Genomic DNA, 16,332 nt, shown 5'->3' with positions numbered 1-16,332 from the left:
CATTTATGCGCACCCTGCAGAATCATCAGCAATTTTCATCGCTAATCTGCAAAACTCAATAATAACGACCAATATTGATTTGGACCTCTAAGCGTCTGGATTGCCCTGAATTGTTATCCTGTTTATAGTGACGACAACACAAGGTGACTCCGCAACGACATTCGCGCTTAAGGCCATAAACAATGACGCAGCACAACCTGATCCCCGAGAGCAAATTACCGGCGCTCGGTACCACCATTTTTACGCAAATGAGCGCACTAGCGCAGCAACACAACGCCATCAATCTCTCGCAAGGTTTCCCCGATTTCGACGGCCCACGCTACCTGCAACAACGTCTGGCCTTCCACGTCAGCCAGGGCGCCAATCAATACGCTCCAATGATAGGAACATTGCCACTGCGTGAAGCGATTGTTGAGAAAACCGCTGCGCTTTACGGCCACACGCCTGACGTCAACAGCGACATCACCATCACCGCAGGCGCGACCGAAGCGCTCTACGCCGCAATTACCGCATTAGTGCGTGCCGGTGACGAAGTGATCTGCTTCGACCCAAGCTACGACAGCTACGCGCCTGCCGTGCAGCTGGCGGGCGGCGTGTTAAAACGCATCGCCCTGCAGCCGCCGGGTTTCCGCGTTGACTGGCACGAATTCCGTAGCCTGCTGAGCAGCAAAACCCGCTTAGTGATTCTGAACACGCCACACAATCCTTCCGCTACCGTGTGGCACAAAAGCGATTACGTCGAGCTGTGGCAGGCAATTGCAGAGCAGGAAATCTATGTGCTGAGCGACGAAGTGTATGAGCACATCTGTTTCGCCGAAGCGGGCCACGCCAGCGTGTTGGCGCATGCTGAACTGCGTCAGCGTTCAATTGCGGTATCGTCATTTGGCAAGACCTTCCACATGACCGGCTGGAAAGTGGGTTACTGCATTGCCCCGGCAGCGATCAGCGCTGAAATCCGCAAAGTGCATCAGTATCTGACTTTCTCGGTGAACACACCGGCGCAACTGGCGATTGCCGATATGCTGCGTCAGGAACCTGAGCACTATCGTGAACTGCCAGAGTTCTACCGCGCGCGCCGCGATCGCTTTATTCAGAAGCTCTCCGCCAGCCGATTCAAGGTGCTGCCGTGTGAAGGCACTTATTTCCTGCTTGTGGATTACAGCGCGATTTCCGATCTGGATGACGTGAGTTTCTGCCAGATGCTGACCAAAGAAGTCGGCGTGGCGGCGATTCCGCTGTCGGTATTCTGCGCCGAACCCTTCCCGCACAAGCTGATTCGCCTGTGCTTTGCCAAACAAGAGGCGACACTCGACGCCGCTGCGGAGCGCTTATGTCAGCTTTGAAAATTACCGTTCTACAGGAAACCCTGAGTTGGATGGATGGCGCAGCCAACCTGCGTCACTTCGATGGCGTGCTGAAAGGCATTGAAGGCCGCGACATCATTCTGTTGCCGGAGATGTTCACCACCGGTTTTGCCATGGAAGCCGCCGAAAGTTCGCTGCCGCAGGATGAAGTCGTCGCCTGGCTGCACGCGCACGCACAAACCAGCAACGCGCTAGTCGGCGGCAGTGCGGCGATCCAGACGGAAAAAGGCGCGGTGAACCGTTTCTTGCTGGTCGAACCGAACGGCACGCTGCATCAGTACGACAAGCGTCATTTGTTCCGCATGGCCAATGAGCATCAGCACTATGTGGCGGGTGAAACGCGCGAAGTGTTTGAGTGGCGCGGCTGGCGTATTCTGCCGCAAATTTGCTACGACCTGCGCTTCCCGGTGTTTTCCCGCAATCACAATGATTATGATTTGGCGCTGTATGTCGCTAACTGGCCGGCACCGCGCGCCTTGCACTGGCAGTCGCTGCTGTTAGCCCGTGCCATTGAAAATCAGGCTTATGTTGCGGGTTGTAACCGCGTCGGCAGCGATGGCAATCATCATCAATACAGTGGGGATAGCCGGATCATTTCGCCACAGGGTGAGATTCTGGCGGCTGGCGAGCCGTTTGCGCGCGCGCGTTTGGATGCGGAGTTGTCACTCGAAGAGTTGCAAGCTTACCGTGAGCGTTTTCCGGCATGGCGCGACGCAGATAACTTTACCTTATAAAACAACGCAGGGAGAGGTTCCCTGCGTTTCAATGCACTATCCCAGCAAATTCAACGCCATTTTCGCGATGCCATTGCCTTGATTTAACATTGCCTGGCTGCTTTGCATCAGCATGTTCATGCGTGTCATTTTCGTCACTTCCATGGCGTAATCTGCATCGACAATGGTACCGATATTAATATCGGTATTGTCGCGCATATTGCTCAGGTTAGCGTCGGTGTACTGCAAACGGTTGATGTTAGAACCGAATTCACTGCGTACTGACTGCACTTTTTCCAACGCTTCACTGACAAGATCAATGTTGTCGTTCGCCGTTGTCGCATCTTCCAGCGCACCTGGGTTACCCGGAACGGTCACCAGGTTTAACATCGCATCCACAGAACCCTGCAGCTTGCTATCCAGATTTACTTTCAGCACTTCATCACTTGAGCTACCAATCTGGAATTGCACGGTAGAAGTGAACTTGCCTTTTACTTCCGGCGGGATCACGCTCTGCAATAACGGCTCAGATCCGTAACGAGTATTACGCATGATGCTATCCATTTCGCTGAACAACGCGTCGTACTCTGACTGCATCGCACTACGATCTTCAGCGCTGAAACTGTCATCGGCTGCCTGAGTAGAGAGCTCCTTCATGCGCTGCAGCACGTTGGTCACCTCTTCCAGCGCGCCTTCACCCAGCGACATCATCGCACTCGAACGTGCGATATTGTGCTTCGCCACGGTCATGCCATTGGATTGTGACTGCAAGCGGGTGGCGATTTGCAGACCTGCCGCATCATCAGCCGCACTGTTAATACGTTTGCCGGTTCCCAAACGCTGCATGGCAACGCTCAGCGCATCAGTGGCTTTGCCCAGCGATCGGGTTGAAGTCATGCTTATAGCATTGGTATACATCGATATTTTCATAATTATTTATCCTACTGTTGTTGCTCCGTTGTGGGCCTTTTGCGCACCTACTTAAGAGCGTCACAGGAGTGAGCGTATTTTAGTGTTCGAATCCTTTAAGAACCGGTTTGAGTCAGGTCTTACGATTTTCGCCCGATCAGGCAGCATTATTACGCTGTTTTTTCAGCGTAAAATTTTAATAATCTCGACATTAAGTGAAAAAACAGCAAAAAATAAGGCAGCCACTTTCGGCTGCCTTGCTTTGAAGTTGAATAGCTTCTGCTGGTGATTACAGCTCGAAGCGATCCAGATTCATCACTTTGGTCCATGTGGCGACGAAGTCGGTCACGAACTTCTGCTTCGCATCGCTGCTGGCGTATACCTCGGCCAGCGCGCGCAGAATAGCGTTCGATCCAAACACTAAGTCGGCACGTGTGGCGCTAAACTTAACTTCACCGTTCAGACGATCGCGGCCTTCAAACAGTTCTTCGCTCTCGTCGGTGGCTTTCCACGCGGTGCGCATGTCGAGCAGATTGACGAAGAAGTCATTGCTCAGCACGCCAACGCGATCGGTGAACACGCCGTGCTGGCCGCCGTCGAAGTTAGTGCCGAGAACACGCAGACCACCAATCAGCACCGTCAATTCTGGCGCGCTCAGCGTCAGCTGCTGTGCTTTGTCTAACAACAGCGTTTCGGTTGAAGAACCTTTCGGGCTGCGACGATAGTTGCGGAAACCATCGGCCAGCGGCTGCAGGAAGTTGAACGACTCAACGTCGGTTTGATCCTGACGCGCATCAACACGGCCCGGCGTAAATGGCACTTGCGTTGCCACGCCAGCGGCTGAAGCGGCCAGTTCGATACCTACGCTACCCGCCAGCACAATCACATCAGCCAGCGACGCTTTGCCGGATTCCTGCTGAATCTTCTGCAAGGTTGGCAGCACATCATTGATTACACTGGCATTCACCGCCCAATCTTTCTGCGGCGCTAATGCCAGACGTGCACCGTTGGCGCCGCCACGTTTGTCACCGCCACGGAAGGTCGATGCTGAAGCCCAGGCCACTGAAACCAGCTGGCTGACGCTCAAACCTGAAGCAGCAATGCGCGCTTTAATCTCGCTGATATCAGCAGGCGTTGGCTGATGAATCGCCTGCGGTAACGGATCCTGCCACAGCAAATCTTCCTTCGGCACTTCCGGACCAATGTAACGCGCTTTTGGTCCCATATCGCGGTGCGTCAGTTTGAACCACGCGCGGGCAAAGGCTTCATTGAACGCCTGCGGATCGTTGAGGAAGCGGCGCGAAATCTTGCCAAACTCTTCGTCAAAACGCAGCGTCAGATCGGTTACCAGCATGGTCGGTTTACGTTTTTTCTCCGGATCAAACGGATCCGGGATAATCGCTTCGGCATCAACAGCTTCGAACTGGATTGCGCCCGCTGGGCTGTGCGTTTGCACCCATTCGTATTTGAACAGGTTCTCGAAGAAGTAGTTGCTCCACTGCGTTGGGGTTTGCGTCCACACCACTTCCAGACCTGAAGTGATGGCATCTTTACCCACGCCGCTGCCGTAGCTGCTGGTCCAGCCGAGGCCCTGCGCTTCAATCGGTGACTCTTCAGGATCAACGCCAACGTGGCTGGCTTCTGCCGCGCCGTGAGTTTTACCCAAGGTATGGCCGCCAGCAATCAGCGCCACGATCTCTTCGTCGTTCATGCCCATATTGCCGAAGGTGGCACGAATCGCCGGCGCGGCTGATTTCGGATCGCCGCTGGCTTCCGGACCTTCCGGGTTAACGTAAATCAGGCCCATTTCGGTGGCGCCCAACGGTGCATTGGCGAGCGCTTCTGGATGGCGATGTGCCAGCCATTCGGTTTCGTGGCCCCAATCCACATCCATATCCGGTTCCCACACGTCTTCGCGACCGGCACCAAAGCCGAAGGTGCGGAAGCCCGCGTTTTCCAGCGAGACGTTGCCCGCCAGAATGTAGAGATCGGCCCAGGAAATTTTCTGACCGTACTTCTGCTTCACCGGCCACAGCAGGCGACGCGCTTTATCAAGGCTGACGTTATCCGGCCACGAGTTCAGCGGCGCAAAACGCTGCTGACCACGACCAGAACCGCCGCGACCATCGATGGTGCGATAGGTACCCGCGCTGTGCCACGCCATGCGAATGAACAGCCCAATATAGCTGCCCCAGTCGGCTGGCCACCAGGATTGCGAATCGGTGAGAAGTGCGCGGATATCGGCTTTTAATGCGGAGTAATCCAACTTGCTGAATTCGTCGCGGTAGTTGAAGTTGTCACTAAGTGGGTTGGAACGGTTGGAGTGCTGGTTTAACAGGTCGACGCGTAACATATTGGGCCACCAGTCGCGGTTGGATGTCCCGCCACCAGCGCCACGCGCCAGAACACTTTTCTCTTCAGACGCCCCGTGATGAAAGGGGCACTTGCCTGCGGCTGCTGCATTATCGTTATTGTCGTGCGTGCTCATGTTTATCGGCTCCATTGGCTTCACATTGCTTTCTAATATGCGACTAAGATTAGCTGCACTTTCGCCAGGAATATATTTGGATGAACCGAAGGTTTTGATAGTTACTGGCTTTCAAGCGCAGCGCGTGATGCGCTTCGCAAAATGGGTGTGGACCAGGTCGCCATGAATGGCGACCCTACAAGGGACAGATATGGGAATTTATGCGGCAATAGGCCGGTTTCGGTTTTGTAGGGTGCGCATTTATGCGCACCGGCCGTGATTAAACGCGGATCAGCTGCCGCGATAGGTTGACCATGACCACGGCGAGATGAGAAACGGCAGATGATAATGGCTGCCTGTGGCACCAATCACGAAATCGATCTGCGCGCTCACGTAGAGCGCATCGCGCCCTTCGGCGGCAAAGTAGTCGCCGATCTCTGCCGTCAAACGATAATGACCCGGTGCCAGCGGTTCGGGCGTCAGATCTTTAATGCGTCCGTCGCTGTCGGTTTTGCCTTCCACCAGCGGCAGCCAGCCTTCCGGGCTATTTTGCTCGAGCGAAACCGCCACGCCAATCGCCGGTTTGCCCAGCGCGGTATCGAGAATATGCGTCGTAATGGTGCTCATGTGATGCTCTCCTTTAGCCGCAACAGGGTAATTTCACGCAGCTGCGCCAGCGCTTCACGCTGTTCACTCGCTGCATCGTTGTTAAGCCGACGCTGCAATTCCGCCAGCATCTCTTCGCCGCTGCGCCCTTTGGCACGAATCAGAAACACCCGGCCAAACCGCTGCTCATAGGTTTGATTACCCGCCAGCATCGCCAATTGCAACGCACCGTCCGTCTGCTGCATCGCCGACTGCTCACTGCGCGACAGCGTGGCCTCTTTGTCCGCGCCCGCCACTTTGTCGCCAATGCGCGGATGGGCACTCAGCGCCTGCTCAAGCTCAGCGGCTTGCCAAAACTGCGCCAGGCGATCGGCTTCTGCCTGCAAAGCCGCAACGTCGGCATAAGGCCGTGCCGCCACCAGCGCCTGTTGCCAGCCGGGAATCGCCACGCAGTGGGCAATCGCCGTCTGCGCGGCTTCGGGTGACAACTGATTGAAGCTGACTAAATCCATCTTTATTCCTTAGCACGTGCAATATCGTAAACCGCTTGCAGATACGCCTGCACGCCCAGCGCCACATCAGCGGTTTGTACCGATTCCGCCGGATGATGGCTGATGCCGCGATGGTTGCGCACAAACAGCATGCCAACCGGCCAGCGCTCAGCGATAGCAATCGCATCATGTCCCGCGCCGCTTGGCAGCGACAGGCTGCGCCCTTGCACGGTTTCTACCGCGTGGCTCAGCGCCTGCTGCAAGCGCGCATCACAGGCGGTGGCGGCAATCTGGTAATACGTGTTGGAGTTGAAGGTTAAGCCGCGACGCAGCGCAATCGCCTGCGCTTGAGTGAGCAGCGTGGAGAGCAAACGCTCCAGCGGCTCATCCTGCGGACCGCGCACGTCGAGCGACAGCTGCACTTCGCCGGGGATCACGTTGACCGCGCCCGGCAAGCAGCTCAGCGTGCCGACGGTCGCCACCAGCTGCGGATCGTGCTCCTGCGTGGTGTGTTCAATAAACACCATCCATTCGGCAGCCGCAGCCAGCGCATCTTTGCGATGCGCCATCGGCACGGTGCCCGCATGGCCGGCTTCACCGATAAAACTGCAATTCAGACGACGCGCACCGTTGATTGCCGTCACCACACCAAGCGCCAAATCTTCCTGCTCAAGGCACGGACCTTGCTCGATATGCAGTTCCAGATAGGCGGCGATCTCATTGACATCACGCGCCGCGTCGAGAATTTTCGCCGCATCGAAACCGACGTCCTGCATCGCTTCTGCCACGGTAATGCCATTGCCATCAGGATGCGTCACCCAACTTTCCGGCCAGCTGCCGGTAATGCCACGGCTGCCGAGCAGCGTAATGCCGAAGCGCGTGCCCTCTTCGTCGCCGAAGCCGACAATCTCAATCGCCAGCGGTAAACGCTGCTGCCGATCGTGCAACCACTGCACGGTTTCGATAGCGCTTAACACGCCGAGCATGCCGTCGTAGCGACCGGCGTTGCGCACCGTATCCAGATGCGAACCGAGCAGCAGCGCCTGAGCGCCCGGCTGCGCCGCTTCGTAGCGACCGCAAATGTTGCCCACCGCATCCTGCCAGGTCGTCATGCCCGCGGCCTGCATCCAATCGCCGACGCGCGCGTTGGCGCGCAGCTGTTCCGGCGACAGATAAACGCGCGTCAGGCCATCTTCGCTTTCGCTGATCTCAGCCAGCGCATCACAGCGCGCCATGACGCGAGCGGCGGCGATCTGCGCCTCGCTGGCGGTCATCAGGCTTTTATTCATGCGCGGCTCCCGTAAAGATCCCACGCAGCCTGCATCGCTGCGCCTTGCGTGGTGCGGAAACCAACATGATTCAGCACCGCTTCCAGCGCGCTTAAGGTCATCATCACGCAATCTTTACGCGCGTTGTAACCCATGGTACCGATGCGCCACACTTTGCCGTGCAGCGGACCAAACGAAGTGCCGATCTCGATACCGAAATCTTCCAGCACCAGCTTACGCACCTGATCGCCATTCACGCCCTGCGGGATCACCACGCCGAGCACGTTATTCATTTTGTGTTGCAGATCGCCGAAGGTTTCGAGGCCCATACCCTGAATGCCTTTCAGCAGCGCATCGCCATGCAGCTTATGGCGCGCGATGCCGTTATCTAATCCTTCCTGCATCATCAGACGCGCACATTCACGCGCGCCAAACAGCGCGGTGGTGGCTTCAGTGTGGTGATTAAGGCGCTCTGGGCCCCAGTAATCCATGATCATGCCGAGATCGAAATAGTTGGAGTAGATCATCTCGTCGTCGCCATCCTGATGATCGGCGGTGCGGATGCCCTCTTCCACGCATTTACGTTTGCGGATCACCGCTTCCATCTGCGGGCTCAACGTGATTGGCGAGGTGCCGGACGGTCCGCCGAGGCACTTCTGCATGCCAGCCGATACCGCATCCAGGCCCCACGCATCGGTTTCCAGCGCATTGCCGCCGAGCGACGCGGTGGCATCGGTGTAGAACAGCACGCCATATTTCTGGCAGATCGCGCCCAGCTCTTCCAGCGGTTGCAGCATGGTGGTCGAGGTATCGCCCTGCACCGTCAGCAGCAGGCGCGGCTGCACTTTTTTGATCGCATCTTCGATCTGATCCGGCGTAAACACTTCGCCCCACGGCACTTCAATGGTGTGCACTTCCGCACGGCAGCGGCGGGCGATTTCACACAGCAAATGACCGAAACGGCCAAATACCGGCACCAGCACTTTGTCGCCCGGACGGATCGCCGACAGCAGAATCGCTTCGATACCGGCGCGTGAGGTGCCGTCGATCAGCATCGTCCAGCGGTTTTCAGTGCGGAATACGCAACGGTACAGCGCCATCACTTCGTTCATGTAGTGCGTCATCGCCGGATCGTACTGACCAATCAGCTGGCTCGACATGGCGCGCAGCACGCGCGGATCGGCGTTGATCGGGCCCGGTCCCATCAGCAGACGCTGTGGCGGATTGATTTGCGAAAATTGGCTGATATCCATGTTGTATTCCTTAAAGAAAACTTAGAGGCGGACCGTGGAGATAAATTGCTTCAGCTCCGCCGTTTGCGGATTGGCGAACAGCGTTTTGCTGTCGCCCTGCTCCCAGACGCGCCCCTGATGCATAAAGACCACGCGATCGCCCACGTCGCGGGCGAAGTTCATTTCATGGGTGACGAGAATCAGCGTCATGCCTTCGGCGGCCAGCTGCTCCAGCACTTTCAGCACTTCGCCGACCAGCTCGGGATCGAGCGCGGAGGTGATCTCATCACAGAGTAAAACTTTGGGCTGCATCGCCAGCGCACGGGCAATCGCCACGCGCTGCTGCTGACCGCCAGACAGATTGGCCGGGTAGTAATTGATGCGCTCACCGAGGCCGACTTTCTCCAGCATCTGCGTTGCCAGTTCACGGCATTCAGCTTCGCTTTTCTTCAGCACGCGGCGTGGCGCCAGCATCACGTTTTCCAGCGCCGTCATGTGCGGGAACAGGTTGAAGTTCTGGAACACCATGCCGACCGAGCGGCTGATTTCACGCGCCTGCGATTCGCGGTCGGTAATGGTCATGCCGCCGAGTTTGATGCTGCCTTCCTGATAGCCTTCCAGCCCGTTCATGCAGCGCAGCAAGGTACTTTTTCCCGATCCGCTGCGGCCGATAATCGAGATCACTTCGCCGTGATCGACATCGAGATCGACACCTTTCAAGACGTGGTTGTCGCCGTAGTACTTCTGTACCTGATTAATGGTGATGAGCGGCATTGAATTTTTTCTCCAGGTACTGGCTGTAACGCGACAGCGGATAACACATCAGGAAGTAACCGAGCGCCACCAGGCCAAACACCTTGAACGGCTCATACGTCACGTTATTCAAAATGGTGCCGGCTTTGGTCAGCTCGACGAAACCGATAATCGAAGCCAGCGCGGTGCCTTTAATCACCTGCACGGCAAACCCAACCGTAGGCGCGATAGCGATACGAATCGCCTGCGGCGCCACCACGCGAAACAGCGTTTGACCAAAGGTCAGGCCAAGACAGCGCGACGCTTCCCACTGCCCTTTTGGCAGGGCGCGAATGCTGCCGTACCAGATATCCACCAGAAACGCGCTGGTGTAGAGCGTTAAGGCCAGCGAGGCGGCGGTCCAGGGCGCCACATCGATGCCGAACAAGCCGACACCAAAGAAGGCGAGGAACAGCTGCATCAGCAGCGGCGTGCCCTGAAACAGCTCGGTGTACGCGCGCACAAAGCGCATCGGCCATTTACGCTTCAGCAGGCGCATAAACAGCAGCGGTAAGGTCACCAGCGTGCCGCCAAAAAACGCCACCAGCGAGAGTAAAATTGTCCAGCGCGCTGCCAGCAGCAGGTTGCGCAGGATGTCCCAGTCGGTAAATTGCGTCATCATGCCGGCTGCGCTCCCAACCATTTACGTCCCAGCGCCAGCAGCAGTTGGCGCATGGCAATCGACAACACCAGATAGATCAGCGTGGTCACGAAATAGACTTCAAAACTCAAAAATGTGCGCGACTGAATCAGGTTGGCGGCAAAGGTCAACTCTTCGTACGACACCTGCGACACCACCGATGAACCGAGCATCACAATGATGCATTGGCTGACCAGCGCCGGATAAATGCGCTGCAGCGACGGCGGCAGCACCACGCGGATAAAGGTTTGCGTGCGGGTCAATCCCAGCACGCGCCCCGCTTCCCACTGGCCGCGCGGCGTCACCTGAATCCCGGCGCGAATAATTTCGGTGCTGTAAGCGCCAAGGTTAATCAACATCGCCAGCAGCGCGGCTTCGCCCGCCGTCAGTTTCAGACCGAGATTGGGCAAACCAAAGACGATAAAAAACAGCTGCACCACAAACGGCGTATTGCGGATCAGCTCGACATACAGGCCCCAGATGCGGCTCGCCCAGCTCGGTTTGCCGCTGCGCAGCGCCGCGCCGAGAATCCCGAGGCTGACGCCGCCCACGGTGGCGAGCACGGTGATCTGAATCGTGACCCACAATCCGGCCAGCAACTCTGGCCAGTGCGGCCAGAGATCGGCAAAGTTAAGTTGCGCCATGCTTTATGCGCCGAGGTTGGCTGGCAACGGCGCTTTCAGCCACTCTTCCGACAGCTTGTTCAGCGTGCCGTCTTTGATGCCCTGCTCAATCAGCGCATTCACTTTCTCTTTCAGCGCCGGCTCATCTTTTTTCAGGCCGATGTAGCACGGTGAATCTTTCAGCATGAACTGGGCAACCGGTGCTTTCGCTGCGTTCTGACGTGCAATGGCGGCGACAACCAGGTTACCGGTGGCAACATATTGCACTTGTCCGGAAAGATAGGCCGACAGCGTGGTGTTGTTATCTTCATAACGCTTCACCTGTGCATCTTTAGGCGCGATATCGCTCAACACCATATCTTCCACTGCACCGCGCGTGACGCCGATGGATTTTCCGCTCAGCGCTGCCGCATCTTTCAGGGTTTCACCTTTCGGACCAAATACGCCGAGGAAGAACGGCGCATACGCTTGGGTGAAATCGATCACTTTTTCGCGCTCGGCGTTTTTTCCCATGCTGGAGATCACCAGATCGACTTTATCGGTCTGCAGATACGGCACGCGGTTGGCGCTGGAAACCGGCACCAGCTGCAACTTCAGTTTCATCTGTTTGGCGAGATACTTCGCCATGTCGATATCGTAGCCCTGCGGTTGCAGGTCAGTACCCACGGAACCGAACGGCGGGAAATCCTGCGGAACCGCCACGCGGATCACGCCACGCTTCTGGATATCCTGCAGCTGATCGGCCATCGCACTCCCGACCTGCGCCATCAGCAATGCCGCGCCTGCTACCGCTAATAATACTTTTTTCATTATGCACCCCGGTGAGTTTACGTGAAACAAAAGATTCTTGGTGAATCATTCTGCAACTAATGTGCCAACCGCAGTACCGGAAGAAGAAAGGGAAAAAAACGTGGATTTACCGTGTTGCAGGCAGCAAAAACGGGCATCGCGCCCGTTGGAATTAACGATCAAAAACAGTGCAATGCACCATGATGGCGCCCGTTATCGGTGTTCCAGCTCGTCGAGATGTTGATAAAGATCGGCAATTTGATGGATGCGCTGACGGCCCTGCGACAACATTTCATGCAGCAACGCATTCGCCAGCAGGTTTACCAAACTCATGGCGGAGGCGTAGCTATCAAAGGCGGAAACGCTGTCGAGCGGTGCGCAAAGCTGCCAGCGAGCCAGCGTGATAATGCCCTGCGCCTGCGGCTCACACAGCGCCAGCACCGGGATATTGCTCTGCTGCAGCTGCTGCATCAGCGGACGGATGATGCGTGGACGGCGACGAAACGCCATCACCACCACGATATCGTCGGGCGTGATATCCACCAACTCTTCGCCCAGCGTCTGGCCCGGCTGCGGCAGCACATGCACCTGCGGACGCGCCTGCATCAGCTGCTGTCGCAGGTGCAGCGCCACCGGATAGGCGTTACGCATGCCGATGATAAACACCCGTTTTGACGCGCCCAGCGCGCTAATCACCTCGCCAAACTGCTGCGGATCGATGCTGTTAACCCACTGCGTCAGATTCGCCATCTCTTGCTTATAATGGCGTGACAGCAAGGTGTTGCCCTGCACCGCATCACGATTGTCGGTGAGCGGCATGCCGCTCTGGCGCAGGATGCGCAGCTCATCGCGCATGTCCTTGTATTTCTCGTAACCGAGACGCTTGAACAAACGGCTAACCGTCGCCTTCGACACGCCGCTCAGCCGCGCCAGCTCGGCGCTGTTGTAGCTGATCAGGTCATCAAAATGGTCAAACACGAAGTCGGCAATGCGCTGCTCCTGCGGCGACAGTTGCGGATAGTGACTACGAAGGCGTTCATCAAGTTGTTTCATCATCGGTCCTGTAACTTTCGTTTCATCACAAGCTAGCATAAATCGATCCAGATTGATGTCCGACCAAATTGGAACAGCTCTTGCTTAGATTTATGCAGTATTTGCCAGGTGCGCACAAATCCGCACCGCACGGTTGTAGGGTCGCCATTCATGGCGACCGCCGTTCAAATGCACCCTACAAGCCATAACAGAGAAAGAGTTCACTATGATACAGAGCAACATGGCGCCGTTAGGCATGGCCGTTACGCCACATCATCTCGCCAGCGAAAGCGCCTTAGCGGTGCTGCGCGAAGGCGGCAATGCGCTGGAAGCGATGGTGGCCGCCGCTGCCACTATCGCGGTGGTTTACCCGCACATGAACGGTTTAGGTGGCGACGGCTTCTGGCTGGTGGTGCCGCCACACGGCGATCCCATCGCCATTGACGCCAGCGGCGCGGCCGGTTCACTGGCGCATCTCGATTTCTATCACGGCGAAACGCATATTCCGCATCGCGGTCCCAAAGCCGCCTTAACCGTTGCGGGTACCGTGAGCGGTTGGCAGGAAGCGTTGACGCTGGCGCAGGAACTCGGCGCTACGCCACTGCCATTAACCCGCTTGCTGCGCGATGCGATTCGCTATGCCGCCGACGGCATTCCGGTCACCGCCTCGCAGGCCGCCGCTACCGCCGCCAAACAGCATGAGTTGCAGCATCAACCCGGTTTTGCCGCCACCTTTTTACCGGACGGCAGCGTGCCGGTGGCAGGCAGCCGCTTCACCCAACCGGCGCTGGCGAACACCCTGAGCACGCTGTGCGATCACGGACTCGAGAGTTTTTATCGCGGTGAATTGGCGCACCATCTGGCGCGCGAAATGAGCGCGTTGGGGATGCCGATCACGCTGGAAGATTTGCAGACGCATAAAGCCCGCCGCTGCACGCCGCTGCATCTGGCGCACAGTGAAGGCGATATCTGGAACATGACGCCGCCGACGCAGGGTTTGGTGTCGCTGGCGATCCTCGGTATTACCGATCGACTTAATATGGCTGACGCCAATGAAGCACAAACCGTGCACCGCATCGTCGAAGCCACCAAAAAAGCCTTCGCGCTGCGCGACAAGCACATCACCGATCCGCGTCACATCGACATTGATGTACAGAGCCTGCTGGATGCTGAACATCTCAGCACGCTGGCGGCGCAGGTGGACGATCACCAAGCGGCTGCGTGGGGCACCGGGCGCGGACCGGGCGACACCGTGTGGATGGGCGTGATGGACAGCAGCGGGCTGGCCGTTTCATTCATCCAGAGCGTCTATCACGAATTCGGCAGCGGCGTGGTACTGCCTGGCACCGGCATCACCTGGCAAAACCGGGGGGCCGCTTTCAGCCTGCAGCCCGATCATTTGCTGGCGCTGCAGCCGGGCAAACAGCCGTTCCATACCCTTAATCCCGCCGCCGCGCGTCTCAAAGATGGCCGCACCATGGTGTACGGTTCGATGGGCGGCGACGGCCAACCGCAAACCCAGGCAGCGATTTTCACCCGTCACGTGATTCAGGGGCATCCTCTGCAACAGGCGGTGAGCGCGCCGCGCTGGCTGCTGGGTCGCACGTGGGGACAATCATCTGATTCGCTTAAGCTCGAAGCGCGCATCGCACCGGAAACGGTGCAGCAGCTGCGCGCACTCGGCCATGAGGTTGAACTGCTATCTGATTTCAGTGAAGTGGTCGGCCATGCAGGCGCGATCGTCAGACACAACAACGGCATGCTGGAAGGCGCGTTCGATCCGCGCAGCAACGGCAGTGCCGCCGGTTTCTAACGGAGATTATTGATGAGTTCACAACTGGATTGGGCCACCTATATCGCCCAAATGGAACAGATTCTGGCGCTGGAGCTGGATGATGCGCGTCGCGCCGAGCTGCTGACGCAGTTCAACCGCATCGCCGCGATGGCCGAGCCGCTGATGGCGCTGCCGCTCGACGATCGGCTGGAAGTGGCGGGAGTGTTTCATCCATGAAACTGTCGTCATTATCGATTAACGCCCTGCAGCAGGCGCTGAGTCAGGGCGAGATCAGCGCCCGCGATATCGCACAACATACGCTGGCGGCGATTGAACAGCATAATCCCGCAATCAACGCCTGGACCGAAGTTACCGGCCAGCGCATGCTGCGCGAAGCCGATCAGATCGATCAGCAGCGCCAGCGCGGCGAAGCCTTGCCGCCATTGGCTGGCATTCCTTACGCGGTGAAAAACCTGTTTGATGTCGCCGGACACAGCACTTTAGCCGGAGCCAGCCTGTTCAGCGAACGCGCGGCAGCCCGCGAGGATGCGTGGGCAGTGAGCAAACTGCGTCAGTCTGGCGCGCTGCTCTCCGGCATGCTGAATATGGATGCCTATGCGTACGGCTTTACCACCGAAAACACCCATTACGGCGCGACGCACAATCCGCGCGATTTAACCCGCGTGGCGGGCGGATCGTCCGGCGGTTCAGCGGCGGCGGTGGCGGCGGGTTTGGTGCACTTCTCGCTCGGCACCGACACCAACGGCTCGATTCGCGTGCCCGCTTCGCTGTGCGGCATCTTCGGCCTGAAACCGACCTTTGGCCGTTTATCGCGTAGCGGCAGCCATCCGTTTGTCGCCAGCCTCGATCACATCGGCCCATTTGCCCGTTCGGTTGAAGATTTGAGCCTGGTGTACGACACCTTGCAAGGTGCCGATGTCAGCGATGCCTTCCAGGCCGCGCAGCCCGTTGCGCCAGTCAGCGCCGGGCTCAGCAAGGGCGCAGAAGGCGTGCGTAGCGCGGTACTCGGCGGGTTCTTCTCAACCTGGTGCAGCGATGAAGCGCGCGCCGCCGTGGTCGTTGCGGCTAAAGCACTGCAGGCAATCGACGAAGTGACTTTACCGAATGCAGAGATCGCCCGTTCGGCGGCCTTTATCATGACCGCCGCAGAAGGCGGCAATCACTACTTGCCGATGCTGCGCTCGCAGCCCGAGCAGTTCGAGCCCAACTCACGTGAACGCTTGCTGGCCGGAGCGATGCTGCCCTCGGCGTGGTACGTGCAGGCGCAGCGTTTCCGCCGTCACTTCCAGCAGCAGGTGCTGCCGCTGTTTGAACAGTTCGATGTGCTGATTGCACCCGCCACACCGTGCACCGCCACCACCATCGGCCAGGAAACCATTCACATCAACGGCCAGCATTTACCGACGCGCGCCAGCATGGGCATGCTGACCCAGCCGATTTCGTTCCTCGGCTTACCGGTCTGCACCGTGCCGCTGCAAACCGCCAGCGGCTTGCCGATTGGTTTACAGCTGATCGCCGCACCGTTTAAAGAACATCTGGCACTGCGCGCCGCCTGGGCGCTGCAACAGCAAGGGCTGACGCTGCCACAAACCACCTTAATGGATGCCTGAA

At 57.8% G+C, this 16,332-nt stretch carries 16 protein-coding genes; 5 read left to right on the top strand and 11 right to left on the bottom strand.

Going from position 1 to position 16,332, the window contains the following annotated elements:
- The first annotated feature begins 182 nt into the window (after nt 1–182).
- Together BM323_RS22820 and BM323_RS22815 are read left to right on the top strand one after the other, a co-directional pair.
- A complete protein-coding gene (locus tag BM323_RS22820) occupies nt 183–1,343 on the top strand; it encodes a pyridoxal phosphate-dependent aminotransferase (RefSeq protein ID WP_008105236.1) in 1,161 nt (386 codons plus the stop codon).
- A complete protein-coding gene (locus tag BM323_RS22815) occupies nt 1,331–2,098 on the top strand; it encodes an amidohydrolase (RefSeq protein ID WP_008105235.1) in 768 nt (255 codons plus the stop codon). Before BM323_RS22820 ends, BM323_RS22815 begins: the two co-directional genes overlap by 13 nt.
- A gap of 36 nt (nt 2,099–2,134) precedes the next feature.
- Here BM323_RS22815 and BM323_RS22810 read toward each other — a convergent pair whose 3' ends face one another.
- From BM323_RS22810 to hpxU, 11 genes are all read right to left on the bottom strand, one after another.
- Nucleotides 2,135–2,995, bottom strand: a complete 861-nt coding sequence (locus BM323_RS22810; protein ID WP_255348925.1) for a flagellin N-terminal helical domain-containing protein — start codon at nt 2,993–2,995, stop codon at nt 2,135–2,137.
- 280 nt (nt 2,996–3,275) lie between these two features.
- On the bottom strand, nt 3,276–5,474 hold the full coding sequence (katG, locus tag BM323_RS22805; protein WP_008105233.1) for a catalase/peroxidase HPI: 2,199 nt from the start codon (nt 5,472–5,474) through the stop codon (nt 3,276–3,278).
- A gap of 270 nt (nt 5,475–5,744) precedes the next feature.
- On the bottom strand, nt 5,745–6,080 hold the full coding sequence (gene uraH / locus BM323_RS22800) for a hydroxyisourate hydrolase (RefSeq protein ID WP_008105232.1): 336 nt from the start codon (nt 6,078–6,080) through the stop codon (nt 5,745–5,747).
- Nucleotides 6,077–6,571 (bottom strand): 2-oxo-4-hydroxy-4-carboxy-5-ureidoimidazoline decarboxylase, encoded by a 495-nt coding sequence (gene uraD / locus BM323_RS22795; RefSeq protein ID WP_008105231.1) that lies wholly within the window; start codon nt 6,569–6,571, stop codon nt 6,077–6,079. The genes uraH and uraD overlap by 4 nt, the downstream gene beginning before the upstream one ends.
- Before the next feature lie 2 nt (nt 6,572–6,573).
- On the bottom strand, nt 6,574–7,839 hold the full coding sequence (gene hpxK, locus BM323_RS22790; protein WP_008105230.1) for an allantoate amidohydrolase: 1,266 nt from the start codon (nt 7,837–7,839) through the stop codon (nt 6,574–6,576).
- Nucleotides 7,836–9,071, bottom strand: coding sequence for a pyridoxal-phosphate-dependent aminotransferase family protein (locus tag BM323_RS22785; protein WP_091004326.1), 1,236 nt, complete (start codon nt 9,069–9,071; stop codon nt 7,836–7,838). The genes hpxK and BM323_RS22785 overlap by 4 nt, the downstream gene beginning before the upstream one ends.
- Before the next feature lie 21 nt (nt 9,072–9,092).
- Nucleotides 9,093–9,824 (bottom strand): amino acid ABC transporter ATP-binding protein, encoded by a 732-nt coding sequence (locus tag BM323_RS22780; RefSeq protein WP_007887180.1) that lies wholly within the window; start codon nt 9,822–9,824, stop codon nt 9,093–9,095.
- The gene (locus BM323_RS22775) at nt 9,805–10,461 is read right to left on the bottom strand and encodes an amino acid ABC transporter permease (RefSeq protein WP_036648539.1); all 657 of its coding nucleotides are present in this window, start codon (nt 10,459–10,461) and stop codon (nt 9,805–9,807) included. The genes BM323_RS22780 and BM323_RS22775 overlap by 20 nt, the downstream gene beginning before the upstream one ends.
- Nucleotides 10,461–11,126: an amino acid ABC transporter permease gene (locus BM323_RS22770; RefSeq protein ID WP_008105227.1), complete on the bottom strand. Its 666-nt coding sequence runs from the start codon at nt 11,124–11,126 to the stop codon at nt 10,461–10,463. Before BM323_RS22770 ends, BM323_RS22775 begins: the two co-directional genes overlap by 1 nt.
- 3 nt (nt 11,127–11,129) lie before the next feature.
- Nucleotides 11,130–11,915: a transporter substrate-binding domain-containing protein gene (locus tag BM323_RS22765; RefSeq protein WP_008105226.1), complete on the bottom strand. Its 786-nt coding sequence runs from the start codon at nt 11,913–11,915 to the stop codon at nt 11,130–11,132.
- Between the two features lie 192 nt (nt 11,916–12,107).
- Nucleotides 12,108–12,947 carry a MurR/RpiR family transcriptional regulator HpxU gene (gene hpxU, locus BM323_RS22760; protein ID WP_091004323.1) on the bottom strand — a complete coding sequence of 280 codons (840 nt, stop codon included), beginning with the start codon at nt 12,945–12,947 and terminating at the stop codon, nt 12,108–12,110.
- 205 nt (nt 12,948–13,152) lie between these two features.
- On the opposite strand from hpxU, the gene BM323_RS22755 reads away from it, so the two are divergent.
- Genes BM323_RS22755 through BM323_RS22745 form a run of 3 tightly spaced genes read left to right on the top strand, consistent with a single transcriptional unit; the run spans nt 13,153 to nt 16,331 of the window.
- Nucleotides 13,153–14,739, top strand: coding sequence for a gamma-glutamyltransferase family protein (locus BM323_RS22755; protein WP_008105224.1), 1,587 nt, complete (start codon nt 13,153–13,155; stop codon nt 14,737–14,739).
- Between the two features lie 12 nt (nt 14,740–14,751).
- Nucleotides 14,752–14,937, top strand: a complete 186-nt coding sequence (hpxX, locus tag BM323_RS22750) for an oxalurate catabolism protein HpxX (RefSeq protein WP_008105223.1) — start codon at nt 14,752–14,754, stop codon at nt 14,935–14,937.
- A complete protein-coding gene (locus tag BM323_RS22745) occupies nt 14,934–16,331 on the top strand; it encodes an AtzE family amidohydrolase (protein ID WP_008105222.1) in 1,398 nt (465 codons plus the stop codon). The genes hpxX and BM323_RS22745 overlap by 4 nt, the downstream gene beginning before the upstream one ends.
- The last annotated feature ends 1 nt before the right edge of the window (nt 16,332 follow it).

It is taken from the genome of Pantoea sp. YR525 (assembly GCF_900116775.1).
Taxonomy (GTDB): Bacteria; Pseudomonadota; Gammaproteobacteria; order Enterobacterales; family Enterobacteriaceae; genus Pantoea; species Pantoea symbiotica.
This window is presented reverse-complemented; position numbering and strand designations above follow the sequence as displayed.